The 22,136-nt window shown below is 61.7% G+C and carries 21 protein-coding genes; 13 read left to right on the forward strand and 8 right to left on the reverse strand.

Annotated elements, in window-relative coordinates; all coding sequences use genetic code 11:
* The first annotated feature begins 195 nt into the window (after positions 1 to 195).
* Positions 196 to 1,263 (forward strand): ABC transporter ATP-binding protein, encoded by a 1,068-nt coding sequence (locus J0663_RS29090; protein ID WP_207245956.1) that lies wholly within the window; start codon positions 196 to 198, stop codon positions 1,261 to 1,263.
* A 91-nt stretch (positions 1,264 to 1,354) separates the two neighbouring features.
* On the opposite strand, the gene J0663_RS29095 is transcribed toward J0663_RS29090, so the two are convergent.
* Complete coding sequence (locus J0663_RS29095; RefSeq protein ID WP_207245957.1) at positions 1,355 to 2,179, reverse strand: universal stress protein; 825 nt, start codon at positions 2,177 to 2,179, stop codon at positions 1,355 to 1,357.
* Between the two features lie 216 nt (positions 2,180 to 2,395).
* Between J0663_RS29095 and J0663_RS29100 the strand changes: the two genes are divergently transcribed.
* Together J0663_RS29100 and J0663_RS29105 are read left to right on the forward strand one after the other, a co-directional pair.
* Positions 2,396 to 2,734: a TraR/DksA family transcriptional regulator gene (locus tag J0663_RS29100; protein WP_207245958.1), complete on the forward strand. Its 339-nt coding sequence runs from the start codon at positions 2,396 to 2,398 to the stop codon at positions 2,732 to 2,734.
* Between the two features lie 99 nt (positions 2,735 to 2,833).
* On the forward strand, positions 2,834 to 3,289 hold the full coding sequence (locus tag J0663_RS29105) for a pyridoxamine 5'-phosphate oxidase family protein (protein ID WP_207245959.1): 456 nt from the start codon (positions 2,834 to 2,836) through the stop codon (positions 3,287 to 3,289).
* 152 nt (positions 3,290 to 3,441) lie between these two features.
* Here the strand turns inward: J0663_RS29105 and J0663_RS29110 are convergent, their stop codons facing one another.
* Positions 3,442 to 4,275 carry a universal stress protein gene (locus J0663_RS29110; RefSeq protein WP_207245960.1) on the reverse strand — a complete coding sequence of 278 codons (834 nt, stop codon included), beginning with the start codon at positions 4,273 to 4,275 and terminating at the stop codon, positions 3,442 to 3,444.
* Positions 4,272 to 4,427 (reverse strand): hypothetical protein, encoded by a 156-nt coding sequence (locus J0663_RS29115; RefSeq protein ID WP_207245961.1) that lies wholly within the window; start codon positions 4,425 to 4,427, stop codon positions 4,272 to 4,274. Before J0663_RS29115 ends, J0663_RS29110 begins: the two co-directional genes overlap by 4 nt.
* Positions 4,428 to 4,456: 29 nt before the next feature.
* Here J0663_RS29115 and J0663_RS29120 point away from each other — a divergent pair, with 29 nt between their 5' ends.
* Complete coding sequence (locus J0663_RS29120) at positions 4,457 to 4,756, forward strand: hypothetical protein (protein WP_207245962.1); 300 nt, start codon at positions 4,457 to 4,459, stop codon at positions 4,754 to 4,756.
* Positions 4,757 to 5,003: 247 nt separating this feature from the next.
* A complete protein-coding gene (locus J0663_RS29125; protein WP_207245963.1) occupies positions 5,004 to 6,275 on the forward strand; it encodes an MgtC/SapB family protein in 1,272 nt (423 codons plus the stop codon).
* Positions 6,276 to 6,303: 28 nt separating this feature from the next.
* Here the strand turns inward: J0663_RS29125 and J0663_RS29130 are convergent, their stop codons facing one another.
* Positions 6,304 to 6,888: a cysteine hydrolase family protein gene (locus tag J0663_RS29130; RefSeq protein WP_207245964.1), complete on the reverse strand. Its 585-nt coding sequence runs from the start codon at positions 6,886 to 6,888 to the stop codon at positions 6,304 to 6,306.
* 77 nt (positions 6,889 to 6,965) lie between these two features.
* Entirely contained in the window at positions 6,966 to 9,335 is a 2,370-nt protein-coding gene (locus J0663_RS29135) for a putative bifunctional diguanylate cyclase/phosphodiesterase (protein ID WP_207245965.1), read from the reverse strand.
* Positions 9,336 to 9,460: 125 nt separating this feature from the next.
* Between J0663_RS29135 and J0663_RS29140 the strand changes: the two genes are divergently transcribed.
* Positions 9,461 to 10,267 carry an ABC transporter substrate-binding protein gene (locus tag J0663_RS29140; protein WP_207245966.1) on the forward strand — a complete coding sequence of 269 codons (807 nt, stop codon included), beginning with the start codon at positions 9,461 to 9,463 and terminating at the stop codon, positions 10,265 to 10,267.
* Between the two features lie 73 nt (positions 10,268 to 10,340).
* Here the strand turns inward: J0663_RS29140 and fdhA are convergent, their stop codons facing one another.
* The gene (gene fdhA / locus J0663_RS29145; protein ID WP_207245967.1) at positions 10,341 to 11,531 is read right to left on the reverse strand and encodes a formaldehyde dehydrogenase, glutathione-independent; all 1,191 of its coding nucleotides are present in this window, start codon (positions 11,529 to 11,531) and stop codon (positions 10,341 to 10,343) included.
* A gap of 651 nt (positions 11,532 to 12,182) precedes the next feature.
* On the opposite strand from fdhA, the gene J0663_RS29150 reads away from it, so the two are divergent.
* Positions 12,183 to 12,617 (forward strand): hypothetical protein, encoded by a 435-nt coding sequence (locus J0663_RS29150; protein ID WP_207245968.1) that lies wholly within the window; start codon positions 12,183 to 12,185, stop codon positions 12,615 to 12,617.
* Between the two features lie 125 nt (positions 12,618 to 12,742).
* Here the strand turns inward: J0663_RS29150 and J0663_RS29155 are convergent, their stop codons facing one another.
* Positions 12,743 to 13,666, reverse strand: coding sequence for a DMT family transporter (locus J0663_RS29155; RefSeq protein ID WP_207245969.1), 924 nt, complete (start codon positions 13,664 to 13,666; stop codon positions 12,743 to 12,745).
* A gap of 112 nt (positions 13,667 to 13,778) precedes the next feature.
* Here J0663_RS29155 and J0663_RS29160 point away from each other — a divergent pair, with 112 nt between their 5' ends.
* Positions 13,779 to 14,642 (forward strand): LysR substrate-binding domain-containing protein, encoded by an 864-nt coding sequence (locus J0663_RS29160; RefSeq protein ID WP_207245970.1) that lies wholly within the window; start codon positions 13,779 to 13,781, stop codon positions 14,640 to 14,642.
* On the opposite strand, the gene J0663_RS29165 is transcribed toward J0663_RS29160, so the two are convergent.
* The gene (locus J0663_RS29165; RefSeq protein ID WP_207245971.1) at positions 14,629 to 15,642 is read right to left on the reverse strand and encodes a GlxA family transcriptional regulator; all 1,014 of its coding nucleotides are present in this window, start codon (positions 15,640 to 15,642) and stop codon (positions 14,629 to 14,631) included. The genes J0663_RS29160 and J0663_RS29165 overlap by 14 nt on opposite strands.
* Before the next feature lie 72 nt (positions 15,643 to 15,714).
* On the opposite strand from J0663_RS29165, the gene bcoG reads away from it, so the two are divergent.
* Genes bcoG through J0663_RS29190 form a run of 5 tightly spaced genes read left to right on the forward strand, consistent with a single transcriptional unit; the run spans position 15,715 to position 22,135 of the window.
* Positions 15,715 to 16,617, forward strand: a complete 903-nt coding sequence (gene bcoG / locus J0663_RS29170; protein ID WP_207245972.1) for a 3-dehydrocarnitine:acetyl-CoA trimethylamine transferase BcoG — start codon at positions 15,715 to 15,717, stop codon at positions 16,615 to 16,617.
* A 7-nt stretch (positions 16,618 to 16,624) separates the two neighbouring features.
* The gene (locus J0663_RS29175) at positions 16,625 to 18,115 is read left to right on the forward strand and encodes a carnitine 3-dehydrogenase (protein ID WP_207245973.1); all 1,491 of its coding nucleotides are present in this window, start codon (positions 16,625 to 16,627) and stop codon (positions 18,113 to 18,115) included.
* 10 nt (positions 18,116 to 18,125) lie between these two features.
* Entirely contained in the window at positions 18,126 to 19,286 is a 1,161-nt protein-coding gene (locus J0663_RS29180) for an acyl-CoA dehydrogenase family protein (RefSeq protein WP_207245974.1), read from the forward strand.
* Positions 19,287 to 19,290: 4 nt separating this feature from the next.
* Entirely contained in the window at positions 19,291 to 21,345 is a 2,055-nt protein-coding gene (locus tag J0663_RS29185; RefSeq protein ID WP_207245975.1) for an acetate--CoA ligase family protein, read from the forward strand.
* 7 nt (positions 21,346 to 21,352) lie between these two features.
* Positions 21,353 to 22,135: a carnitinyl-CoA dehydratase gene (locus J0663_RS29190; RefSeq protein ID WP_207245976.1), complete on the forward strand. Its 783-nt coding sequence runs from the start codon at positions 21,353 to 21,355 to the stop codon at positions 22,133 to 22,135.
* The last annotated feature ends 1 nt before the right edge of the window (position 22,136 follow it).

The raw sequence follows: 22,136 nt of genomic DNA on the forward strand, positions 1-22,136 counted from the left end.
TCGGTCTCGCCATCGAGCATTAGACGGCAAGCGGAAAAAGTCAATAAAAAATGAAACGTTTCATGGAGGAGGCTCGACGGGTGCTTCAGGTCATGGCGCAGCGCGCTTTTGCTGGCCCTGAGTCGCTGTAATCTGTCGGGAGATGCGCGGGCGCCCGGAATTGTCGGGGGCTGCTGGAAAGCGAGTGGGAGGCATATGGCTGAGGTCAATATTTCAGAGGCGCGAAAGGCGTATGGCGCCTTAAATATCCTGCATGGGGTCGATATAGACATTCGCGACGGCGAGTTCGTGGTGCTCGTCGGCCCGTCCGGTTGCGGCAAGTCGACTTTGCTGCGTATGGTCGCAGGGCTCGAAAGCATCACCGGCGGCACGATCTCGATCGGCGGGAAGATCGTCAACAATCTGCCGCCGAAGGACCGCGACATCGCGATGGTCTTCCAGAGCTATGCGCTCTATCCGCACAAGACCGTTGCCGAAAATATGGTCTTTGCGCTGCGCCTGCAGAAGCAGCCGACCGAAGTCATCAAGCAGCGCCTGCAGGCTGCCGCCGAAACACTCGACCTCGTGCCTTATCTCGACCGCTACCCTCGCCAGCTCTCCGGCGGCCAGCGGCAGCGCGTGGCGATGGGACGAGCCATCGTCAGGTCGCCGCAGGTCTTCCTGTTCGACGAGCCCCTGTCGAACCTCGACGCCAAGCTGCGCGTGCAGATGCGCAAGGAGATCAAAGAGCTCCACCAAAGGCTGAGAACCACGACGATCTACGTGACCCATGACCAGGTCGAAGCGATGACCATGGCGGACAAGATCGTCGTCATGCAGGGCGGCAAGATCGAACAGACCGGAACGCCGCTGGAACTCTATGATCGTCCCCGCAATACATTCGTGGCCACCTTCATCGGTTCGCCGTCGATGAATCTGCTGAAAGGCCGCTACAAGGCCGACGGTGCCGTTTTTGTCACCGAGACAGGCGACGAGATCGCGCTCGGTTTCACGCCGGAGGCATCCGATGGTCAGGCTGTGCGCCTGGGCGTGCGGCCCGAACATCTGTCACTCGCTGCAAGCGGCTTGGCGACGACCGTCAACGTCACCGAACCCACGGGCCACGAGACGATGGTATTCCTGCGTTACGGATCCGGTGAGCTTGTGGCGGTGCTGTCCGAACGTCACGATTTCGAGCCGGGGCAGGTCGTAACAATAGCTGCCCGGCCGGGCAAGCTTCATCTGTTCGATGCGGAGTCCGGCAAGACGCTGCGGCGAGATTGAGCAGCCGCTTCCTGCTGACTCTCGTGCCGCCGCTGGCAAGCGTGCTGCGACGTTGGCGCACTGGGTCTGAACTTGTTGTCCCCGAAACCGGTCAATGCGACAGCAGGATGGGCAGGGTGATGCTGGTCAGCACGGCCCGAGTGGCGCCGCCGAGCACGAATTCGCGCAGCCGGGAATGGCCGAAACCGCCCATGACGAGGAGATCGGCCCGCAGTTCGAAGGCCTTGCTCTGCAGCACCTCGCCGACTGGCGCGCCGCGCGCCCGCACCCTTGTCGCCTCCGCCATCACGCCGCTCCTCAGGAGGTTCTCGACGAGATAGTCGGCTGTCTCGAATGTTACCGGCTTTTCGTCGATCACGGAAAGCAGGCAGACCTTGGAAGCCTGCTCCAGGAAGACCGACGCATCATGGGCCGCCCGCGCGGCAGCGCGGCTGCCATCCCAGGCGATGGCGACATGATCGATCCGGCCGCCGAACGGTGCCGGCGGATAGAGGATGAGCGGCCGGCCTGATCCGAACAGCACCGCCTCGACGATCGGACGGGAGAGGCCTGCCAGTTCCAGAAGCACGAGATCATAGGCGCGCGAGGCTTCCGCCAGCGCAGCGACGACAAATGGCTCCTCGACCTTGATCTCGCGGGTGTGGAGCTCGACCGAAGCCGCTCTTGCCTCGTCGACTGCTCTTTGGGTCAATGCCGATCCGCGCTTGTGGCTCAGCGCCCTGGCGTCGCGTGCCATCTTCGCTGCATCGATGATCAGTGAGGACAGCGCATTGGAGACGTCGGGAATGGTAATCTCCACCGCACAGACGGTCAGCGTCGCCTGCATGTGGCGCGCAAGGGCGACGGCATTGGCGATCATGAATTCCGAAGTCGCATCTGGATAAGTGAGAAGCGGAAGAAAGATATGCCGTTTCATGATTTACCCCGAAGAGAGAATTGTGGCCTGATCTCGCCACTCTAGCACTTGTCCCGGAATTGCGCATTGACATGCCTCAAACCCCGATATCTCCCAACCCTCATTGATGCCGATCAATGCGTCATTCTTCGGTGGCTGTACGGTGATGACCGTTGCTTGAAGCCCGGCCGCCAGCCGGTCGGATGCGCATACAGCGCTGCAGGAGGGAAACCGTCGATGAAGAACGAAGAGATTGAAAACAAACTGAAAACCATGAAAGCGGACCTGCAGCGCCGGCTGTCGGCGATCGAGGCCGATCTCGGTGCCGTGCTGGATCCAGACAGCGAGGATCGCATCACCCAGATCGAGAACGATCAGGTGCTAGTGGAAATGCGAAGGGAAGCAGGTGAGCAAATTACGTCAATCGATGCGGCCCTCGAACGCCTGAAGCGCGGAAGCTTCGGCCGCTGTGTCAGATGTCTCGCCCCGATCGACCCCAGCCGGTTGGATGCTGTTCCCTACACGCCCTATTGCGTGACCTGCGCCCGCTTGGTGGACGAGAGGCTTTCCTCGTAAGATTCAAGAACTCCGTCCTAATCCGACATTGCTCTTCACCAATGCACGAAACGAAGGCCGGCCTATAATGACTCCTCGAACACCCGAAAGGAGCGTCTCATGTCATTGGCTTTACGGGAATTCACGCCGGCCGAATGCTACGCCGTCTTGGAAGAGAAAAGATTTGGGCACTTGGCCTGCTGCAAGGACGGCCAGCCATACGTCGTGCCGATCTATTTCTCCTATCAAAATGGCGTCGCCTACTGTTTTTCGATGCCCGGCCGCAAACTGGAATGGATGCGGGAAAACGATAAGATCTGCCTGCAGGTGGATCGGAGGGTGGGCAAAGGCTGGACGAGCGTTATCGTTGAAGGGAGGTTCGAGGAGTTTCCCGACACCGCACCCTGGCGGAGCGAACGCCTGCACGCCTGGGAAATGCTGCAGAAGCACCCGGACTGGTGGGAGGTCGGTTCGCTGAAGCCGCATGAGGTTCCGGTCCTTGCCGAATCTCCGCACATCTTCTTTGGAATCCTTGTCCGGACAGTATCGGGCCGTGCGGCTTTTGCCATCGACTAGCACCGCAACGGGAGCAGCGCTTGAGCTGAAATGCGGGCGATGTCGCCGCGGCGAGAGCGAACTGACGGTGATGCATGTCGCCAGCCGTGCATGATCCGGGCGACATGCACAAACAAGTTGTCGAGGCGCCGGGCCGGCCAAGCGCCTGCGGTTCAATGAGCCATGAAGACCGGCATCCTGCTTTCTTCGATCATGTTGCGCGTCACCCCGCCAAAGATCGTCTGCCGCCAGCGCGGATGTTTATAGGCGCCCATGACGATCAGGTCGGCGGATACGTCAACGGCATGCTGTCGCAGGACTTCGTCTGCCTGTCGTCCGCCGCCGGCTATGCGGTCCACCTGCACCTTGACGCCGTGACGGGCGAGATAGGCGGCGATGTCCGCGCCCGGCTCCTCGCCGTTCGCGCGCATGCGTGCTACCGGATCCACCATGGTGACGTAAACGGTGTCGGCCTGCCTCAGCAGATCAAGCGACTGGCGAGCGGCGCGCGCCGCTTCGTCACTGGAATCCCAGGCCAGTAAAACCGATCTCGGCGCCGCATTCATCGCCCGTGTTCCGCGGTTGATGAGGATCGGGGTCGGCGTCTGGAAGAGAGCTCCATCGATGATGCGTCTGCGGAGCTGTTCGTCTCGGGCCGCCTGCCGTCCAATCAGGACGACGTCGGCGTAAAGCGCTCTTTCGGCAATGTCTTCGTCAGCCCAGGCAAATTCCGTATAGACATCCTGGACCTCATAGGAGATTTCGCTTCGGCCGAGGATCGCCTTGATCTCCTCTGTCTTCTCGGAGAGCGCGTCGATTTCACGCTGACGCTCGTCGATCCAGACAGAAGAGACGGTGCTGTAACCGCCGATCATCGGGGGCGTTCCCAGCGCGATTACCACCGCATTCTGATGCGCCCGGTGAGCGGCGCAAAAGTCGATTGCTGCCTTCAGGTCTTCCTCGAACTGATTGATGCTGAGGATGCTTAGTACCGTCCTGATGGTCATGTCGATACACCTCTCTGGTTGGACAGGAAAAGGATAGCCGCCAAGGCAGCGCCTTCCTTGACCTTCATCAAAGCAAGGCCGATTTTTACCTTGTAATCTGCTTCTTCGCTGACAGGCGCGGCCGTTGGCTTGCGAGCAATTTCAGCGAGCATCGGCCCCATCACGGGTTTGGAGGCGATAAATGCTATCGACAGATCGAGACTTGAAGCGGGGCGGCGAGCGGTTCCCCATTCCTTCGCAAGGCGAAGTCGAAGGCAGGCTTTTGATGTTCGAAGTGGTTGCCGTCACCTGCCTGCAGGAGCTTCTCGCCAAACCGGAGACGCGCCTGGTTTCCAGGCTTCGCCGGAGGCTGATCCGCAATCTGAAAAAGAGGTGTGCCCGGTTGAAGCTATGCGCCGATGACGAGAAGGCTTCGGAGCAGTTCGCGCTCCAGCTGTTGCGCGCGGCTCTGGAAGAAGCAGAAGACGAGCGGTCCCATTGAGCCCAGTTGCTGTCGCCTTGGCGCGGCATGGCGTGGGCGCTCTCGGGCAATGGTGCGAGCGCCCAGCTCTTTGAAGGATCTCATCCGTCAGCTTGCGCACCCACCTGTGACGAGGATCACTCCATTTTTGAGGAAATCCCCGCGATATCGGCCATGTGGGGTCGTCCAGCAAGTGTGATAGAGTTGAGGCCGCGACACCTCGATCTTCAGTCTGCAGGTCGCGGGAAAATAACCGGATCCTCGGAGGATGACTTCATTGGAGACGGCTGATGCATTCCAACGTCTCAGCCTTGCGCTTGCGATCGGCATACTCGTCGGCATCGAGCGTGGATGGCGAGAGCGCGAGGCAGCGCCGGGCAAGAGGGTGGCGGGCATCCGCACCTATGGCCTGTCGAGTTTCCTCGGCGGCTTCTGCGGCTTCCTGCAACCGATCACAGGGCCGATCCTGCCGACAGCCATCTTCGTATTCTTTTGCGTCACGATCCTTGGTTTCAGCCGTATGCAGGCGCTTCGGGAGCGTGAGTACAGCGCAACCGCCGTCATTGCCGCGATCACGGTCTTTGCGCTCGGTTTCGGAGCCGTCGTTGCCGACATGACGGCGACGGCGGCGAGCGCGGTCGCAATGACGGCGCTTCTGGCGGCGCGCGAGCCACTGCACGGATTTCTGCGAAAGCTGACCTGGCTCGAGTTGAGAGCCGCCCTGATCTTGTTGACGATGACCGTCGTCATTCTTCCAATTCTTCCCAATGAAGCGGTCGATCCCTGGCAGATGATCAACCCGTTCGAGCTCTGGATGCTGACGATATTCGTGGGAGCGGTTTCATTTGCGGGTTATGTGATGATCCGGCTCACCGACACCAGAGCCGGACTGCTACTGACCGGCGCCTGCGGAGGTATTGTCTCCTCGACGGCCTTGACTCTTTCCTTTGCCCGTCAGTCCAAGCAGACAGCTGCCCTCTCGCCGCTGCTTTCAGCCGGAGCGATGATGGCGGGAGCCGTATCGCTGAGCCGCGTGCTTTTGATCTGCGGCGTAATCGCGCCGGCAGTGCTGATGGAGCTTGCGGCGCTGCTCGGCCCGGCTGCTGCGGTGTTTGCCATCGGCGGTGGCGTTGCCGGCTTTTCCCCGCGCTCCGGTGACAGTCCCGACTTTTCACCCAAAAACCCACTGGAGGTGATGGTCGTCCTGCGCTTTGCTCTTCTCCTCGCCGCAGTGACCATCGTGACGCGGGCGGCCTTGGAATTTTTTGGAATGCAGTCGCTTGTTGCGGTTGCCTTCATCACAGGGCTGGGCGACCTCGACGCGATAACGCTTTCGATTGCGAAGCTCCCGAGCGTGCCGCCGGATGCGGCCGCACGCGCCATAGCGGTCGCTGCACTCGCCAATCTTCTTGCGAAGGTAGGGCTTGCAGCAAGCGCGGGAAGCCTTGGCTATGTGGTACGGCTCGCCATCGTGACCGGCATCGCCGTGCTCGCCGGCGCTGCCGGTTCGTTCCTATCTCCGGGTCGGTTGATCTCGTAAATCCGCCGCGGATCGCCGGAAAGGCTTCTCAGCCAAGGCCGCTCAAGAATTCCTCGGTCTCCATGAGTTCGAGCTGCACGGAGAAGCGATCGTGCAGAAGTTCGAGTGACGCGTCATAGGTGTCGTCGGCGCTGCTGCATACGGCGTCCTTCAGCACGATGACACGATAGCCGAGATCGATGGCGCCGAGCGTCGTCGCAAGCACGCAGACATCCGTTTCTCCACCGGTGATCACGAGCGTGTCGACCCGCTCCGATTGAAGGATGGTGTGAAGCCGGCCGTCGATCCAGGGGGAATAGGTGCGTTTGTCGAAGTATCTTGCCGGCGGAACAAGCGAGGCCAGCGAGGAAGCCAGATCGACGAGACCATGCGGAAGATGTTCGCCGGTCATCATCCACCATTTGCGGTAATAATCGCGCCATTTTCCCGGCATCGCATCCGCATGCTGCGGTGGCATGAATCGGGTGAAGATCGTTCGGGACGGATGCCGGCCGGCGACTTCCTCGATCTGGGGAGAGACCCGGGCCATCCAGGGAACGTGCCATGGGGTGTCTTCGGCGAACATCCGCTGCATGTCGACGCAAAGGTGCCGCCACTCTCCGATTTCGCCCATCGCATCCTCCCTTCGTTTTCGGGCGTCAACCGCCTTCCGGACCGAAAGTTCCCGACCGACGGGAGATCAGAAGGTGCTCAGGCAATGGCTCCTGGAGCGATTGTCCGTAACGCGACGGCGCTTTCGGGGTTGCCGAAGCATTCGAGTTCACGAAGAGGAGCCGGTTTGGAGAAGAAATAACCCTGGAGGTCGGTGCAGCCGAGGGCGGTGAGAAAATCCCTCTGATATTCGGTTTCGACCCCTTCGGCTGTCGTCGAGATGCCGAGGTTGCGGCTGAGAGTGACGATGGCGCCGATGATGGCCGCCCCGTTGGCCTTTGCGCCAAGCTGGGAAACGAAGGAACGATCGATCTTGATACGATCTATGTCGAAGCGCACCAGATGACTGAGGCATGAAAAGCCGGTGCCGAAATCGTCCAGTGAAATCTGAACACCTCGGCTGCGCAGCGACTTCAGCACCGAATAAATCTCAGAGTTATCCTCGATGAGCGAAGACTCGGTGAGCTCGAGTTCGAGCCGGAATGGCGCCAGCCCGCTTTCCTGAAGCACGGCGAACACCTCCTCGGCAAAATTTGGCCTTCTCAGCTGGGCGGGCGAGACGTTGACCGCGACAAAGGTGCCTTCAGGCCATTTGCAGGCGGCCCTGCAGGCTTCCCGCAAGACCCAGAAACCGAGGGCGTCGATCAGCCCGCCCTCCTCGGCCGCAGGGATGAAACTGGCGGGCGTCAAAAGGCCGCGCTGACTGTGACGCCAACGCACGAGCGCCTCGGCTCCCGAAGCCGGATAGCCCTGTCCGGCACGATGCACCGTCTGGTAATAGACCTCGAGCGATCCGAAGTCGGACCTGCCCGCTGTTGGGGCGGAGCGGGAAACCTCGGGGAATGCGGCCGTGCTTTTGGCCAGAACTTCCCGCAACTCGTTCTTGAGGATGTCGCGCGCATTTCTGCCGCCGTCCATGGACGGCGAATACAGGCGCCACTGGCCTCTGCCGCCCATCTTCGCCTCGTAGAGCGCGACGTCGGCATAACGCATGATATCGTCTGCATTGCGCCCCGCGTCCGGCACGACGGTCGCGCCGATCGAGCCGCCGACCCGGGCGACCGCTTCGCCCCTCAAGAGCGGGAACGGTCTGCCGAGTTCGGCAACGATCGCTTCGCATATGGACGGCAAGATTTGATCGTCCTTGATGTTGCGGAGAAGCAGAGCAAACTCATCACCGCCGAGCCGGGCAAGCGTGTCATCCGGGCGAAGCACCGCGCGAATCCGTTCCGCAGCCATCCTGATGAGTTCGTCGCCTGCAGCATGGCCGAACGTGTCGTTCACCGCTTTGAAGCGGTCGAGGTCAAGCAGTGCGACCGCCGAACGCTCGGCGGAATTCCGCGTCTCGACCAGGCAATCCTCGAACCGCATCGCGAACAGGGCTCGGTTTGGCAAGCCCGTCAGCACATCATGCAAGGCAAGCTGTCTGGCGTGCAGCTCGCTTTTCTTCAACTCGCCGAGACTGCTTCGCAGGCGCACCAGCAAGACCGAGAATAGGATCGCGATTACCAGGGCGGCGATCGAAAGCGCCGGCATCAGTCGGCCGATCACTCTCGAACCAGGAAGATCCGGCCGCCAGACGATGAAGCCGATCGGTTCGCCATTTGCCGTGGCGTCGATCTGAAACGCCACCTCGTTTTCGTCTGCATCGGCCGTGCGCGCGAAGCGTGCGCCGTTGAGCCCCTGCTGTCGGCTCAGTTCATCCAGCGCCGCACCATCGATAAACCGCACGACGATCAGGAATTGCCGCATGGGCTGCGGTTGCCCTTGAGAGGTTTCGTTGACGGCGACGACGCCCACGATCGTCGGCCGGCCTTCCAGCCGCATCAGATTTGCCAATGCGCGGTTGGGGCGGGCAGCACTCGCAAGACGACTTTCGATCGAGGACGGCGTTCGTTCGTTGAAGACCATTGCTGGGCTCGCTTTAAGACGGGCATCCTGAAGGAGAGGCAAAAACAGAGGCTTCATCCAGCGATAGCGCTTTTCCGTCGGCGCGTCCGCCAGCATCAGGAGCTGAGCCTTTTCGTCGACGACGAAGGCCTGATCATAGCCAAAGGCGGACATCGCGGTCTGGCTGATCGCGCTTCCGGCCGCCGCCGTCAGCACCGCATCGAGGCTCGAGGAGCTTCCGGTCGTCTGAGCGGCGGGATAGACACGCGTGAGGTAGCCGTTGCCGAATTGGCCGATGACATGCGCGACCTGGTCGACCTGTTCGCGAAGGCGCCCATTGACCAGCTGACGCTGACGGTCGAGAGCCGCGGCGTCGCTCTCGGTTCCGGCCCAGAGCGCCGACAGCACGACAAGTCCGATCGCTCCGAGGCCGCTGACAGCGATCAGAAAAAGAATCCTTCCAGAGGCGATCCAGGATTGCTGAAACGTATTGGAGCTGGAAGGAACAACGATGTGCAAGCGTAGACCCCTTGGACACCACTACACGGGCGCATTCGCTGACGCTAACAAATAAGCGTTCACGTAGAATTAAAGGCTACGGCGCACTATGGGCTGAGATCGACCACGCCCAGGAGTTCCCGACGATGTTTCACATATCCCTTCAGGCTGTAGTGCGAAGTGCGCTGCTGGCATGCGGGTTGGGTCTCGTTTTGGCGGCGGCCTCGCCGCTCCAGGCGGTTGCGCAGGACCGCACACCGCTGAGAGTTGCCGTCGAAGGGGCGTTTCCACCCTTCAATTATCTCGATGCAAACAACAAGCTTCAGGGCTTCGACATTGATATCGCCAATGCGCTGTGCGAGGTCGGCAAGTTCGAGTGCCAGTTCATCATCGAGAAGTGGGACGACATGATCCCGGATCTTATTGGCAATAAATACGACGCGATCATCTCATCCATGTCGATGAGCCTGGAGCGGCGTCAGAAGGTCGCTTTCACCGAAAAATACTACAACAGCCCCTCGGTGTTCATCGTCCGGAAGGATTCGGCGATCAGCGATGTCAGCCCTGCTGCCTTGAGCGACAAGAAACTCGGGGTGACATCCTCGACCGCGCAGGAATCCTATGCCAAGCATTTTTATCCGGAGATGAAGAAGACGGTCTTCCGGTCATCGCCTGAACTGTACAAGGGGCTGGCGGACGGAAGCGTCGACATCATCCTCGAGGACAAGCTTGCCATCTACGACTGGATCGCGAACACGAAGGCGGGAACTTGCTGCGAGTTCAAGGGACCCGATCTGCTCGACGTCACCTATTTCGGCGAGGGTGCCGGCATCGCGGTGCGTATGGATGACGACGAACGTCTCGCGCGCCTAAACGCAGCCCTGAAGACGATCAAGGAAGACGGGACCTATGATATGATCAACGCGAAGTATTTCCCGTTCAGCATTCAATGACGTCGAACCGAAATTTCGTTCGAACGCTCGGGGATGGCCAGTTTTCACCGGCCATCCCCGTTTCTCTCAAATGTCAGGCGGCCTTGGCGACCTCTCCATGCGGGTCGAGAACAAATTTCGTCGCCGCTCCATGGTCGAAGCTCTCATATCCCTGGACGGCATCTTCGAGCGGGATGACCTTGGCGTTGACGATATCGGCGATCGGCAGCCGGTCGTGGAGAATCGCCTGCATGAGCTGGCGATTGTATTTGAGCACCGGCGTCTGACCGGTGTGGAAGGACTGCGCCTTGGCCCATCCGAGACCGAAGCGTAGTGAGAGATTACCGTGTTTGGCGGCGTTGTCGACGGCGCCCGGATCCTCGGTGACATAAAGGCCGGGAATGCCGATCGAACCGGCGGCGCGCGTGATCTCCATCATCTGATTGAGCACGATCGCCGGCTGTTCGCCGCCCGAATGGCCCCTCGCCTCGAAGCCGACGGCATCGATGGCGCTGTCGACTTCGTTGGTGCCGACGACCTCAGCGATCATGTCGCCAAGACGGTCGCTCTTTGAAAGGTCGATGGGTTCGAAGCCGACCTTCGCCGCATGCGCCAGGCGGTCCTTGTTGAAATCACCGATCATGACGACGGCAGCGCCGAGTATGCGGGCCGAAGCCGCAGCGGCAAGACCGACAGGGCCGGCACCGGCGACGTAGACGGTGGAGCCGACGCCAACGCCAGCGCGCACTGCGCCGTGGAAGCCGGTGGGCAGGATATCGGAGAGCATGGTGAGATCGCGGATCTTCGCCATGGCCTTGTCTCGATCCGGGATCTTCAGCAGGTTGAAATCGGCATAGGGAATGGTGACGTAGCGTGCCTGCCCGCCGATCCAGCCGCCCATGTCGACATAGCCATAGGCGCCGCCGGCGCGGGCCGGGTTCACCGTCAGGCAGACGCCAGTATCCTGGGATTTGCAGCAGCGGCAACGGCCGCAGGCGACATTGAAGGGCACCGAGACGATATCGCCGACTTCGAGCATCTCGACGTCGATGCCTTTCTCGATGATTTCGCCGGTGATTTCATGGCCGAGGATCAGGCCCGGCATGGCCGTCGTGCGGCCACGGACCATGTGCTGGTCGGAACCGCAGATGTTGGTCGATATCACCTTCAGGATGACGCCGTGCTCGATGCGGCGGCCGTCCGGCGCTTCCAGTTTCGGATCGTCGATATCGCGAACTTCGACCTTGCCCGGCCGGAGATAGACGACGCCTCTATTCTTGCTCATGGTTTCCTCCCATGTGTTGAATGCCTCGATCTGCAACCGATGCAGTCGATAGCAACCTCGCTCCGGCCTGCCTCCTCTGCAGTCCGGTCTTCACAACGCCGCATCGGGCGTTATTCGAATTTCGCAGATAGGCGGGGCACACGTGATGGAGGGAAGAGGAGACACGAAGGGTTGCCTGCCGTTCCGCTCGTCATCGCCCGCCGCAATCCGTCGATCTGCTGCGCAAAGAGCTGGTTTCGGGCTCCAGAACCTCCTTTCGATCCGTCTCGATATCGTTCCGGATCTCTTTTCCGGCGATCTCCTTGAGGAGTTCAGTTCTTCTGCCGCTGCGGGGCAGCGTCGGCCGTCCTATGTTCATGTCGCCAGCCTGTGAGGTAGCGCCGGGAACAGCACAAACAAACCATGCCTGGCGAAAGACAGCGCCCAAGAAAACGACATGGGGGCTACTCAAAGACGACAGTCAATGAACCTGGAAGGCACGAGTTGATCCCTGGAATGGGGCGGTTTTCCGGATCGCTCTGATGATTTGAGAACACATCTGTTCGCCCAGCGGCAGATGCCGTTTTCAATCGTGATTGGACATCGGCCGCGACCTGAGCGAGGCTGTTTGTGGGAGCGGACCATCTATTTTTCCGGGGATAGGAGGCCGAAATGGAACAGTACGCATTGGAGCAGTTGAAAACGATTGCGAAGGTCAGCACGACCTATAATCGCCTTGAAATGACGAGGCGCGAACGGCTTGAACGGTGGGCCGAAAGTCTGGAACGCAGCCCCAGACCGTTTCTGAAGACACTTCACGAAACCGAATATCAGCCGATTGCAGACCGGCTTGCCTTGCGGGATGACGACACCCCGATCTCTGTTGCGTTTGCTGATCCCATTCTGCGCGCGGCGGGGATGGAAAATGACAGCTATGGAGAGGCCAGGCGGTTCTTCGAACTCAGCGACGAACAGTTACACGACCTTGTCTGCTTCTGCCATTTTGGGGAACGCGTCAGCGCGGCAACAGTCGCTCGCCGAATACGAAAAATGGCGGCTTACAACCAAGGTGGGCTTTTCGCTCGACTTCGGGCGTTTTTTGGCTAGTCGAGGCTGAAGGCCAACCGGCGTCCTTTAAGCTGGTCCTCGCTGCCGGCTAAATCCACCGCGACGGCAATCGGTCGGTCGCTCATCTGCGCATGCGCGAAGAAGGCCGGCCCATGACGGTCGCGTCAGTGGGCCGGAGGCAAGGCGGCAGAAAGCCGCCGGCGGCCCCGGTTGAAGTCGACCGCGGTATGCCACAACACGGCACCGAGGATGATGGCGCCGCCGAAATAGGTGGCGACGGGCGGCTCTTCGGAAAACAGCAGCCAGACCCAGAAGGGCGTCAACACGATTTCCATCGTGCCGATCAGCGCGGCTTCGGCCGGCGGCATCCGCTTCGCCCCGGCGAGGAAGAGCACCAGCGCCAGCGAGAAATTCGTCGCCCCGAAGGCGGCAAGGACGATCCAGTTGTGCAGATCGAGGGAGCCGGCCGAACCGAAAGGCGCGAAGATGACGAGCGTCAGGAAAGCGCTAACGACGGTCGGCGGCAGGCTCGGCACGCCGGGACTGATGCGCGGGATGATGATAACCAGCGCGAAGGACGCCGTCATGCCGAGCGCCAAGAGATCGCCCCAGCCGGTGCCGCCGCCGATTGACGAGGCGACGATGACCGCGACGCCGATGAGCGAGATGGCGCCGGCAATCAGCGTCCGTCCGGCGACTCTTTCCCTGAGGATGAGCCAGCCGAACAAGGCCGCAATGAAGGGCGTGGTCGCATAAATCATCGTCACATTGGCAACGGTGGTCACGTAGAGCGCCCCGATGAAGCATCCCTGACTGAAGGTCTGGCATGCGATCATCGCAAGTCCGGACGGGTGGAGGACGGAGCGCCATTGCCGCCGCGAGATGCCCCCTTCGAGGAAAAGGCAGGGGATCAGCAGAAACAGGCCTCCGAACAACGACCGCCAGGCGATCGCCGTCCATACGTCGGTGGTGAGCAGCCGCGAATAAACGCCGCTCGCACTCCAGGCAAGCGTCGCGGCAACGATGAGAAGCACACCCTTCTCGTGCTCGCTGCCTGCGAGGCGTGTAGTCGGATTTTCAATGGTCACACAGGTGGTCTCAAAGAAGGAAGTCGAACGCGGGTCTTTTGTGCGCCAGGAATTGACATTAGACAAACGAATAGTAGAGATAGCTACCATCGATTTTTTCTATGGCTATTCCATGCATGAGCCGATTGAAAGCGATCTTTTGAGGACCTTCCTTGTCATCGCCGAGACCTCGAATTTCTCGGCGGCTGCCCAGCGCATCGGGCGGACGCAGTCGGCCGTCAGCAGCCAGATCAAGAAACTTGAGCAGACGATCGGCGAAACCCTGTTCGAGCGCGGCGCTCGCGGCGTGCTGCTGACGCGCCAGGGCATACAGCTTGTCCCTTATGCCCGCAGGGTCATCGATCTGCTGAGCGAAGCCGCCGCGACGATTCGCAGCAAACCGCTGGATGGGCCGGTGCGCATCGGAATTCCCGAGGAATACAGTCAGACGGTGCTGCCGGCAGCCCTTGCGGCTTTCGCCGTACGCCATCCGGCCGTCGAGGTCACCGTGTCCTGCGACTATACCGTCCGTAACCTCGCCGCCCTCGAGCGGGACGAACTCGATCTGGCCGTCGTTTTTGACTGGAGCGACCAGACGAAAGGCGAGGTCCTCTGTGTTGACCCGACCGTCTGGGTTACATCGATGGTTCATCGGCTGCACGACATCGATCCCCTGCCGATTGCGACCTATCGCAATTCCACATGGTCGCGCGATTATGCGCTGCGGTCGCTCGAGCAGATCGGCCGCAACTACCGGATTGCCTTCATCGCCGATACCGGCTCGGGGCTGAAGAATGCCGTCACCGCGGGTCTTGCGGTCACCACGCTGAGCCGCAGTAACATTCCGTCCAGCTGCCGGGAATTGACTGCCGAGGACGGTTTTCCGCCGGTGGATTCCTCGAAAGTCGTGCTCCGGCGCAATCCCTACCGATCCAGTGAGGCAGTTCGCGAACTTGCGGATATGTTGCGAGACGCCTTCCAGCCTACGTCGGCGTGATGCGGCGGCGCAGGCGGCGCCGGGTCTCGGACGGGCTCTCGGAAAAACTCGCCCGGTAGCTTCTCGCAAAGGCCGAGGCCGAATTGAAGCCGCTCGCCGCCGCGATATCGGCGAAGGGAGCTGTCGTCTCGATCACCTTGCGGCGAGCGGCATTCAGGCGCAGCGCGAGATAGTGCACATGTGGCGGTGCGCCGATGCTCTGCTGGAAGAGATCCTGCAGATGCCGGGCGCTGACGCCCACCCTGCGGGCGAGCCGCGCCAGGACCAGCGGCTGCTCTATGTGCTCCTCCATCAGCCGCATGGCCTGGTTGACGCGGGGATCATGCATGCGCAGCCCGGCCGAAGCTGCCGAAAGCGGCTCATCAGCATGGAACGAAGGCTGCTCGTAACGAAACAGTCGGCTGACCTCGAGCGCCAGCGAATAACCCTGCCGCTGCCTGATGAGCTCCAGCATCAAATCCACCGTCGGAAGCGAACCTGATGTCGTCAGCCGCTTGCCGTCGATGACGAAGCGATCCTTGACCGCCCGCACCTCAGGATATGCAAGCGCAAAATCCTCGTAATCCTCCCAGTGGACCGTGGCCGGCAAGCCGTCGAGCAAGCTTGCTTCGGCGAGCAACCATGTCCCGGACTCGATGCCGGCAATGACCGGGCGGTGGCGGGCGGCCCGGGAGAGCTGCATCTTGAGTGCCGGTGTAGCGCTGCGGCGCCAATTGTAGCTGGCAAGCACGAACAGCGGCCTATCCTCGGTCGTCGCCCGGAAGGGTCCCTCGGCCGGGATGGCGATATGGCTGGTGGTCGGGACCGGCGCCCCATCGGGTGTCAGCAGCCGCCAGCGGTAGAGCTCGCTGCCGGAGATGCGATTGGCGCCGCGCAGCGGCTCGATGACCGACGCGATCAGGATCAGGTTCGTATCCGGCAGAACGAGAAGATCGATGTCGAGCCGTTCGGTCGATCGCTGCAGCAAAGCCACCTCCCACGAGTTCCGATACTGTATCAAGGGCTTCCGGAAATGCAAAGCATTCCTGCCCGCGCTGTCGCGTAATGGCGATAAGACGGGGAGAACAAAAACATGCCTCTAGCAATGAACCGCGATGTCTTCATTACCTGCGCCGTGACCGGCGCCGGCGACACGGTTTCCAGATCCAGTCACGTTCCCATTACGCCCAAGCAGATCGCGGAGTCCGCGATCGATGCCGCCAAGGCTGGGGCGGCTGTTGTTCACTGCCATGTCCGTGATCCGGAAACGGGGGCCGCCAGCCGCCGCAACGATCTCTACAGGGAAGTCACCGACCGCATCCGCTCGGCCGATATCGATGTCGTCCTCAATCTCACCGCCGGCATGGGCGGCGACCTGATCTTCGGCGATGTCGAAAGCCCCCTTCCCCTCAATGCGAAAGGGACCGACATGGTGGGCGCCAGCGAGCGCGTCAGCCATATCGCCGAGTGCCTGCCGGAGATCTGCACGCTCGACTGCGGCACGATGAACTTCAACCTCGGCGACTATGTCATGACCAACACGCCGGCCATGCTGCGAGCGATGGCAAGCAAGATGACGGCTCTCGGAGTGCGGCCGGAAATCGAGGCCTTCGACACCGGCCATCTCTGGTTCGCCAAGCAACTCGCCGAAGAAGGCCTGATCGAGGACCCGGTGCTGATTCAGCTCTGCATGGGCATTCCATGGGGCGCGCCCGACGATCTCAACACTTTCATGGCGATGGTCAACAACGTGCCTGCGAGCTGGACCTTTTCGGCCTTTTCGATCGGCCGCAACGCCATGGCCTATCCGGCCGCGGCGGTTCTGGCGGGCGGAAATGTGCGGGTCGGCCTGGAGGACAACCTGTTCGTCGGCAAGGGCCAGTTCGCCACCAATGCGCAGCTCGTCAAAAAGGCGGTGCAGGTGGTGGAAGGCATGGGCGCGCGAATCATCGGTCCGGAAGACGTCCGCAAGAAACTCAAACTGACGAAGCGCTGAGGGCGACATGACAGGGATCAGCAAGGCGGCTTGCATCGGCGGCGGCGTTATCGGCGGCGGATGGATCGCCCGTTTCCTGCTCGCCGGCATCGACGTTGACGTGTTCGACCCGCATCCGGAGGCGGGCCGCATCGTCGGCGAAGTGATCGCCAATGCCGAAAAAGCCTATGCCATGCTGACCGGCGCGCCGCTGCCGCCGCGCGGCAGGCTACGTTTCTGCGCGACGCTGGAGGAAGCGGTCACCGATGCCGATTGGATCCAGGAGAGCGTGCCGGAACGGCTCGACCTCAAGCGCGCCGTGTTGACGCAAATTGATGCCGCGGCGCGTCCGGACGCTTTGATCGGTTCTTCCACCTCGGGCCTGCTGCCGACCGATCTGCAGCAGGACATGAAACATCCTGAGCGCCTCTTCGTCGCCCACCCCTATAATCCCGTCTATCTGCTGCCGCTGGTCGAAATCGTCGGCGGCGAAAAGACATCGGCGGCGACCATCCAGGCGGCGATGGACAGGCTGTCGCCGATCGGCATGAAGGGTGTCCACATTGCCAGGGAGATCGAAGCCTTTGTCGGTGACCGGCTGCTTGAGGCGCTGTGGCGCGAGGCGCTGTGGCTGATCCATGATGATATCTGCACCGTCGAGACGCTCGATGACGTCATCCGCTATTCCTTCGGCCTGCGCTGGGCGCAGATGGGCCTGTTCCAGACCTACCGCATCGCCGGCGGCGAGGCCGGCATGCGCCACTTCCTCGCCCAGTTCGGTCCATGCCTCGCCTGGCCCTGGACCAAGCTCACCGATGTCGTCGATCTCGACGAGGCGCTGATCGAAAAGATCGGCCGGCAATCCGACGAACAGGCGGCGGGTCTTTCGATCCGCGAGCTCGAACGCATCCGCGACGAAAATCTCGTCGGCATTCTCCAATCTCTCAAGGGCGGCGATAGCGGCAAAGGTTGGGGCGCCGGCAAGCTCTTGAAGGATTTCGAGCAATCGCTCTGGGCGAAGGGCGGCAGTGCGGCCGCGTCCTTCGATCCGTCGAAGCCGCTAAGGCTCATCGAAACCAAGGTGAGCCCTGCCTGGGTCGACTATAACGGCCATATGACCGAACACCGCTATCTCCAGGTCTTCGGCGATACGTCCGATGCGCTGCTGCGTCTTGTCGGCGTCGACCTCGCCTATGTCGAGGCGGGCCACAGTTATTATACGGTCGAAAGCCACATCCGCCATCTCGGCGAGGCAAAGCTCGGCCAGGCGATCCATTCGACCTGCCAGGTCTTGTCCACCGACGACAAACGGCTGCATGTCTTCCACACGCTGTACGATACGGCAACCGGTGATGCCCTCGCCACCGCCGAGCACCTGCTGCTGCATGTCGACAGCAAGATGGGCAAGGCGACACCTGCGCCGGCCGCCGTGCTCGACAAGGTCAAGGCGATTGTCGCGGCTCATTCGGAATTGGCGCTGCCTGAAGGCGCCGGGCGTCACGTCGGCCAGAGGCGATAGGAGGAGCGGCATGGATTTCGGTCTCAGCGAAGAACAGGAAATGATCGTCGAGACGGTGCGTGCCTTTGTCGAAACCGAAATCTACCCGCATGAGAACGAGGTCGAGCGCACCGGCATCGTCCCGCCGGAGCTCGGGCGCGAGATCCAGCGCAAATGCATCGATCTCGGTTTTTATGCCTGCAACTTTCCGGAAGAGGTCGGCGGCGCCGGCCTCGATCATGTCACCTTCACGCTGGTCGAGCGGGAGCTCGGACGCGGTTCGCTGGGGCTGACGGTTTTCTTCGGCCGACCCTCCGGCATCCTGATGGCCTGCGAGGGCGAGCAGCGGGAACGTTATCTGCTGCCGGCGGTACGCGGCGAGAAGATCGATGCGCTCGCCATCACCGAACCGGATGCCGGTTCCGATATGCGCGGCATGAAATGTGCCGCCCGCCGCGACGGCGGTGACTTCGTCCTCAACGGCACGAAACATTTCATCTCGCATGCCGACGTCGCCGATTTCGTCATCATCTTTGCCGCCACAGGTGAGGAGGAAACGCCGAAGGGCATCAAGAAGAAGATCACCGCCTTCCTCGTCGATCGCGGCACGCCCGGCTTCCAAATCCTCAAAGGCTACGATTCCGTTTCGCATCGCGGCTACCACAACTCAACGCTCAGCTTTGAGGACTGCCGCATTCCGGCGAGACAGGTGCTGGGCGAAGTGCATCGCGGCTTCGATATCGCCAATCAGTGGCTCTACGGCACCCGGCTGACGGTTGCCGCCACCTGCGTCGGCAGGGCACGGCGCGTCTTCGACCTGGCGCTCCCCTATGCCGCCGAGCGCAAGCAGTTCGGCAAGCCGATCGGCGCCAATCAGGGCGTGTCGTTCAAGCTCGCAGATATGATCACCGAGATCGATGCGGCCGACTGGCTGACGCTTGCCGCTGCCTGGCAGGTCGATGCCGGCCGCCCCGCAGACCGGCAGATCGCCTCTGCCAAGCTCTATGCCTCGGAAATGCTCGCCCGCGTGACGGATGAGGCGATCCAGATTTTCGGCGGCATGGGCCTGATGGACGACCTGCCGCTCGCCCGCTTCTGGCGTGATGCGCGTGTCGAGCGCATCTGGGACGGCACCTCCGAAATCCAGCGGCACATCATCAGCCGCGATCTGCTTCGGCCCTTGGGAGCGTGAGCCGATGACCTCCAGCCCGCTCGACCGCCTGCTCAGACCGCAAACGATCGCCGTCTTCGGCGGCCGCGAGGCGCGTAGAGTGGTCGAGCAATGCGACCGCATGGGCTTTTCAGGCGAGATCTGGCCTGTCCACCCGAAGCTCGACGAGGTACTGGGGCGACGCTGCTATCGCTCCCTCGCCGATCTGCCCGCAGCGCCGGATGCCGCTTTCATTGGCGTCAACCGGACGCTCACCATTGAAATCGTCCGCAGCCTTTCGCGAGCCGGTGCCGGCGGGGCGGTCTGTTATGCATCGGGCTTCAGCGAGGCGGCGGCGGAACTTGCCGATGGCGCCGAACTGCAGCAGGCCCTCGTGGAAGCGGCCGGCGACATGCCGATCCTCGGGCCGAACTGCTACGGCCTGATCAACGGCCTCGACGGCGCGCTGTTATGGCCAGACCAGCACGGCATGCAGCGCGTCGAACGCGGCGTCGCGATCCTCACGCAGTCCTCCAATATCGCCCTCAACCTGACCATGCAGACGCGCGGGCTGCCGATCGCCTATGTGGTCACATCAGGCAACCAGGCGCAGACATCGCTTGCCGATGTCGCCTGTGCGCTGATCGAGGATCAGCGCGTCACGGCCGTTGGCCTTCATGTCGAAGGGTTCGGCGACCTTGCCGGCCTCGAACGCCTCGCCGCCCTCGCCCGCCGGTCGAAGAAGCCCGTCGTCGTGCTGAAGGTCGGCAGGTCCGAGCAGGCAAAACACGCAGCCGTGTCGCACACCGCCTCGCTTGCCGGCAGCGATGCGGTGGCGGATGCCGTGCTCGCCCGCCTTGGTCTCGGCCGTGTCCAGAGCCTGCCGGCGCTGCTCGAAACCCTGAAGCTGCTGCATATTGCCGGCCCCCTGCCAGGCCATTCGATCTCGTCCATGAGCTGCTCCGGCGGCGAGGCTTCGCTGATGGCGGATGCCGCCGTCGGCCGCAGGGTCGAATTCGCCTCTCTGGGGCCACAGCAATTGCCGCGCCTGCGCCGAGCCCTCGGCGAGATGGTGGCGCTTGCCAATCCGCTCGATTACCACACCTTCGTCTGGGGTGATCTCGTCCGTCAGACGGAAGCCTTCAGCGCCATGTTCGAGGGCGGCTGCGCGCTCAATCTTGTGGTTCTCGATTTTCCCCGCAGCGACCGGTGTGATGCATCCGAGTGGACGACGACGACAGACGCGGTCATCGCAGCAGCGTCCGCAACCGGTGCATTGGCCGGCGTGCTCGCGACCCTTCCCGAGAACATGCCGGAGCCTGTTGCCGAGCGGCTGATGGCTAATGGCATTGTCGCCTTCTCGGGTATCGACGAAGCCATCACCGCGGCGGAAGTCGCCGCTGGGATCGGCGAGGCCTGGAATGATCCGGCACCCCTGCCGCTGCTCAACGTCGTCCCCGTTGATGGCGAGCTCGATACGCTGTCGGAAGCCGACGCGAAGCTCGAGCTTGCCGCCTGCGGCCTCCCTGTTCCCCGGGGGCTGCAGGCTTTTTCTCCTCATGAAGCCGCCGAGCAGGCCGAGCGGCTCGGTTTTCCTGTCGTGCTGAAGGGGCTCGGCATCGCCCATAAGACCGAGGCCGGGGCTGTCGTGCTCGACCTCAGGGACCCGGAGGCGGTGTCGACTGCGGCGGCGGCTATGGTCGCGAATGGCGGTTATCTCATCGAGAAGATGATCGATCCGCCGGTCGCGGAGCTCATCGTAGGCGCCAGTCGCGATCCCGTCTTCGGATTGTCGCTGACGTTGGGAGCGGGCGGAATCTTCGTGGAATTGCTCGAAGATTCCGTCATACTGCCGCTTCCGGCGACGAAAGCCGATATTCGCGCGGCGATTTCCCGCCTGAAAATCGCAAAGCTCATTCATGGCTATCGTGGCCGGCCGCGCGGCGATCTTGGAGCTACCATCGACGCTGTCGCAGCTACGGCAGAATATGTCGTACAGAATGCGGTGCGCCTGGAGGAACTGGACCTTAATCCCTTGATGGTTCTTCCCGAAGGGCGCGGTGTTGTTGCAGTCGATGCTCTGATACGGCGAAGGAGGTAGCACAGGTTTGAGCGACCACATTCGTACACGACGTGACGGCGGTATATTGGAAGTCGTCATCGACCGGCCGAAGGCGAACGCCATCGACCTTGCGACCAGCCGCGCCATGGGATTGATCTTCCGGGATTTCCGCGACGACCCTGACGTGCGCGTCGCCATCGTCACGGGTGCGGGCGAGAAGTTTTTCTGCGCCGGATGGGATCTGAAGGCGGCGGTATCAGGGGATGCGGTCGACGGCGATTACGGTGTGGGCGGCTTCGGCGGGCTGCAGGAATTGCGTGACCTCAACAAGCCTGTCATCTGTGCCGTCAACGGCATCTGTTGCGGCGGCGGACTGGAGATTGCACTCTCAACAGACCTGATCCTCGCCGCCGAACATGCGACCTTCGCCCTGCCGGAAATCCGCTCGGGCACGGTGGCCGATGCAGCCTCGATCAAGCTACCGAAGCGCATCCCCTACCATATTGCCATGGACATGCTTTTGACCGGTCGCTGGCTCGATGTCCATGAAGCTCATCGCTGGGGTTTCGTCAATGAGGTCCTGCCGGCCGAGCGAGTGATGGCGAGAGCCTGGGAGCTTGCCCGCCTGCTCGAAAGCGGGCCGCCGCTCGTCTATGCGGCGATCAAGGAAATCGTGCGCGAAGCGGAGGGGTCGACGTTCCAGACTGCTATGAACAAGATCACCAAACGGCAGTTCGCGACCGTCGACAGGCTCTATTCGAGCGAAGACCAATTGGAAGGCGCGCGGGCTTTCGCGGAGAAGCGAAGCCCCATTTGGAAAGGACAATAAC

The sequence above is a fragment of the Rhizobium lentis genome, assembly GCF_017352135.1.
GTDB classification, from domain to species: domain Bacteria; phylum Pseudomonadota; class Alphaproteobacteria; order Rhizobiales; family Rhizobiaceae; genus Rhizobium; species Rhizobium lentis.

Coding starts and splice junctions, on each gene's coding strand:
- J0663_RS29090 (WP_207245956.1), top strand. CDS start 196: ATGGCTGAGGTCAATATTTCAGAGGCGCGAAAGGCGTATGGCGCCTTA.
- J0663_RS29095 (WP_207245957.1), bottom strand. CDS start 2,179: ATGAAACGGCATATCTTTCTTCCGCTTCTCACTTATCCAGATGCGACT.
- J0663_RS29100 (WP_207245958.1), top strand. CDS start 2,396: ATGAAGAACGAAGAGATTGAAAACAAACTGAAAACCATGAAAGCGGAC.
- J0663_RS29105 (WP_207245959.1), top strand. CDS start 2,834: ATGTCATTGGCTTTACGGGAATTCACGCCGGCCGAATGCTACGCCGTC.
- J0663_RS29110 (WP_207245960.1), bottom strand. CDS start 4,275: ATGACCATCAGGACGGTACTAAGCATCCTCAGCATCAATCAGTTCGAG.
- J0663_RS29115 (WP_207245961.1), bottom strand. CDS start 4,427: ATGCTCGCTGAAATTGCTCGCAAGCCAACGGCCGCGCCTGTCAGCGAA.
- J0663_RS29120 (WP_207245962.1), top strand. CDS start 4,457: ATGCTATCGACAGATCGAGACTTGAAGCGGGGCGGCGAGCGGTTCCCC.
- J0663_RS29125 (WP_207245963.1), top strand. CDS start 5,004: ATGACTTCATTGGAGACGGCTGATGCATTCCAACGTCTCAGCCTTGCG.
- J0663_RS29130 (WP_207245964.1), bottom strand. CDS start 6,888: ATGGGCGAAATCGGAGAGTGGCGGCACCTTTGCGTCGACATGCAGCGG.
- J0663_RS29140 (WP_207245966.1), top strand. CDS start 9,461: ATGTTTCACATATCCCTTCAGGCTGTAGTGCGAAGTGCGCTGCTGGCA.
- fdhA (WP_207245967.1), bottom strand. CDS start 11,531: ATGAGCAAGAATAGAGGCGTCGTCTATCTCCGGCCGGGCAAGGTCGAA.
- J0663_RS29150 (WP_207245968.1), top strand. CDS start 12,183: ATGGAACAGTACGCATTGGAGCAGTTGAAAACGATTGCGAAGGTCAGC.
- J0663_RS29160 (WP_207245970.1), top strand. CDS start 13,779: ATGCATGAGCCGATTGAAAGCGATCTTTTGAGGACCTTCCTTGTCATC.
- bcoG (WP_207245972.1), top strand. CDS start 15,715: ATGCCTCTAGCAATGAACCGCGATGTCTTCATTACCTGCGCCGTGACC.
- J0663_RS29175 (WP_207245973.1), top strand. CDS start 16,625: ATGACAGGGATCAGCAAGGCGGCTTGCATCGGCGGCGGCGTTATCGGC.
- J0663_RS29180 (WP_207245974.1), top strand. CDS start 18,126: ATGGATTTCGGTCTCAGCGAAGAACAGGAAATGATCGTCGAGACGGTG.
- J0663_RS29185 (WP_207245975.1), top strand. CDS start 19,291: ATGACCTCCAGCCCGCTCGACCGCCTGCTCAGACCGCAAACGATCGCC.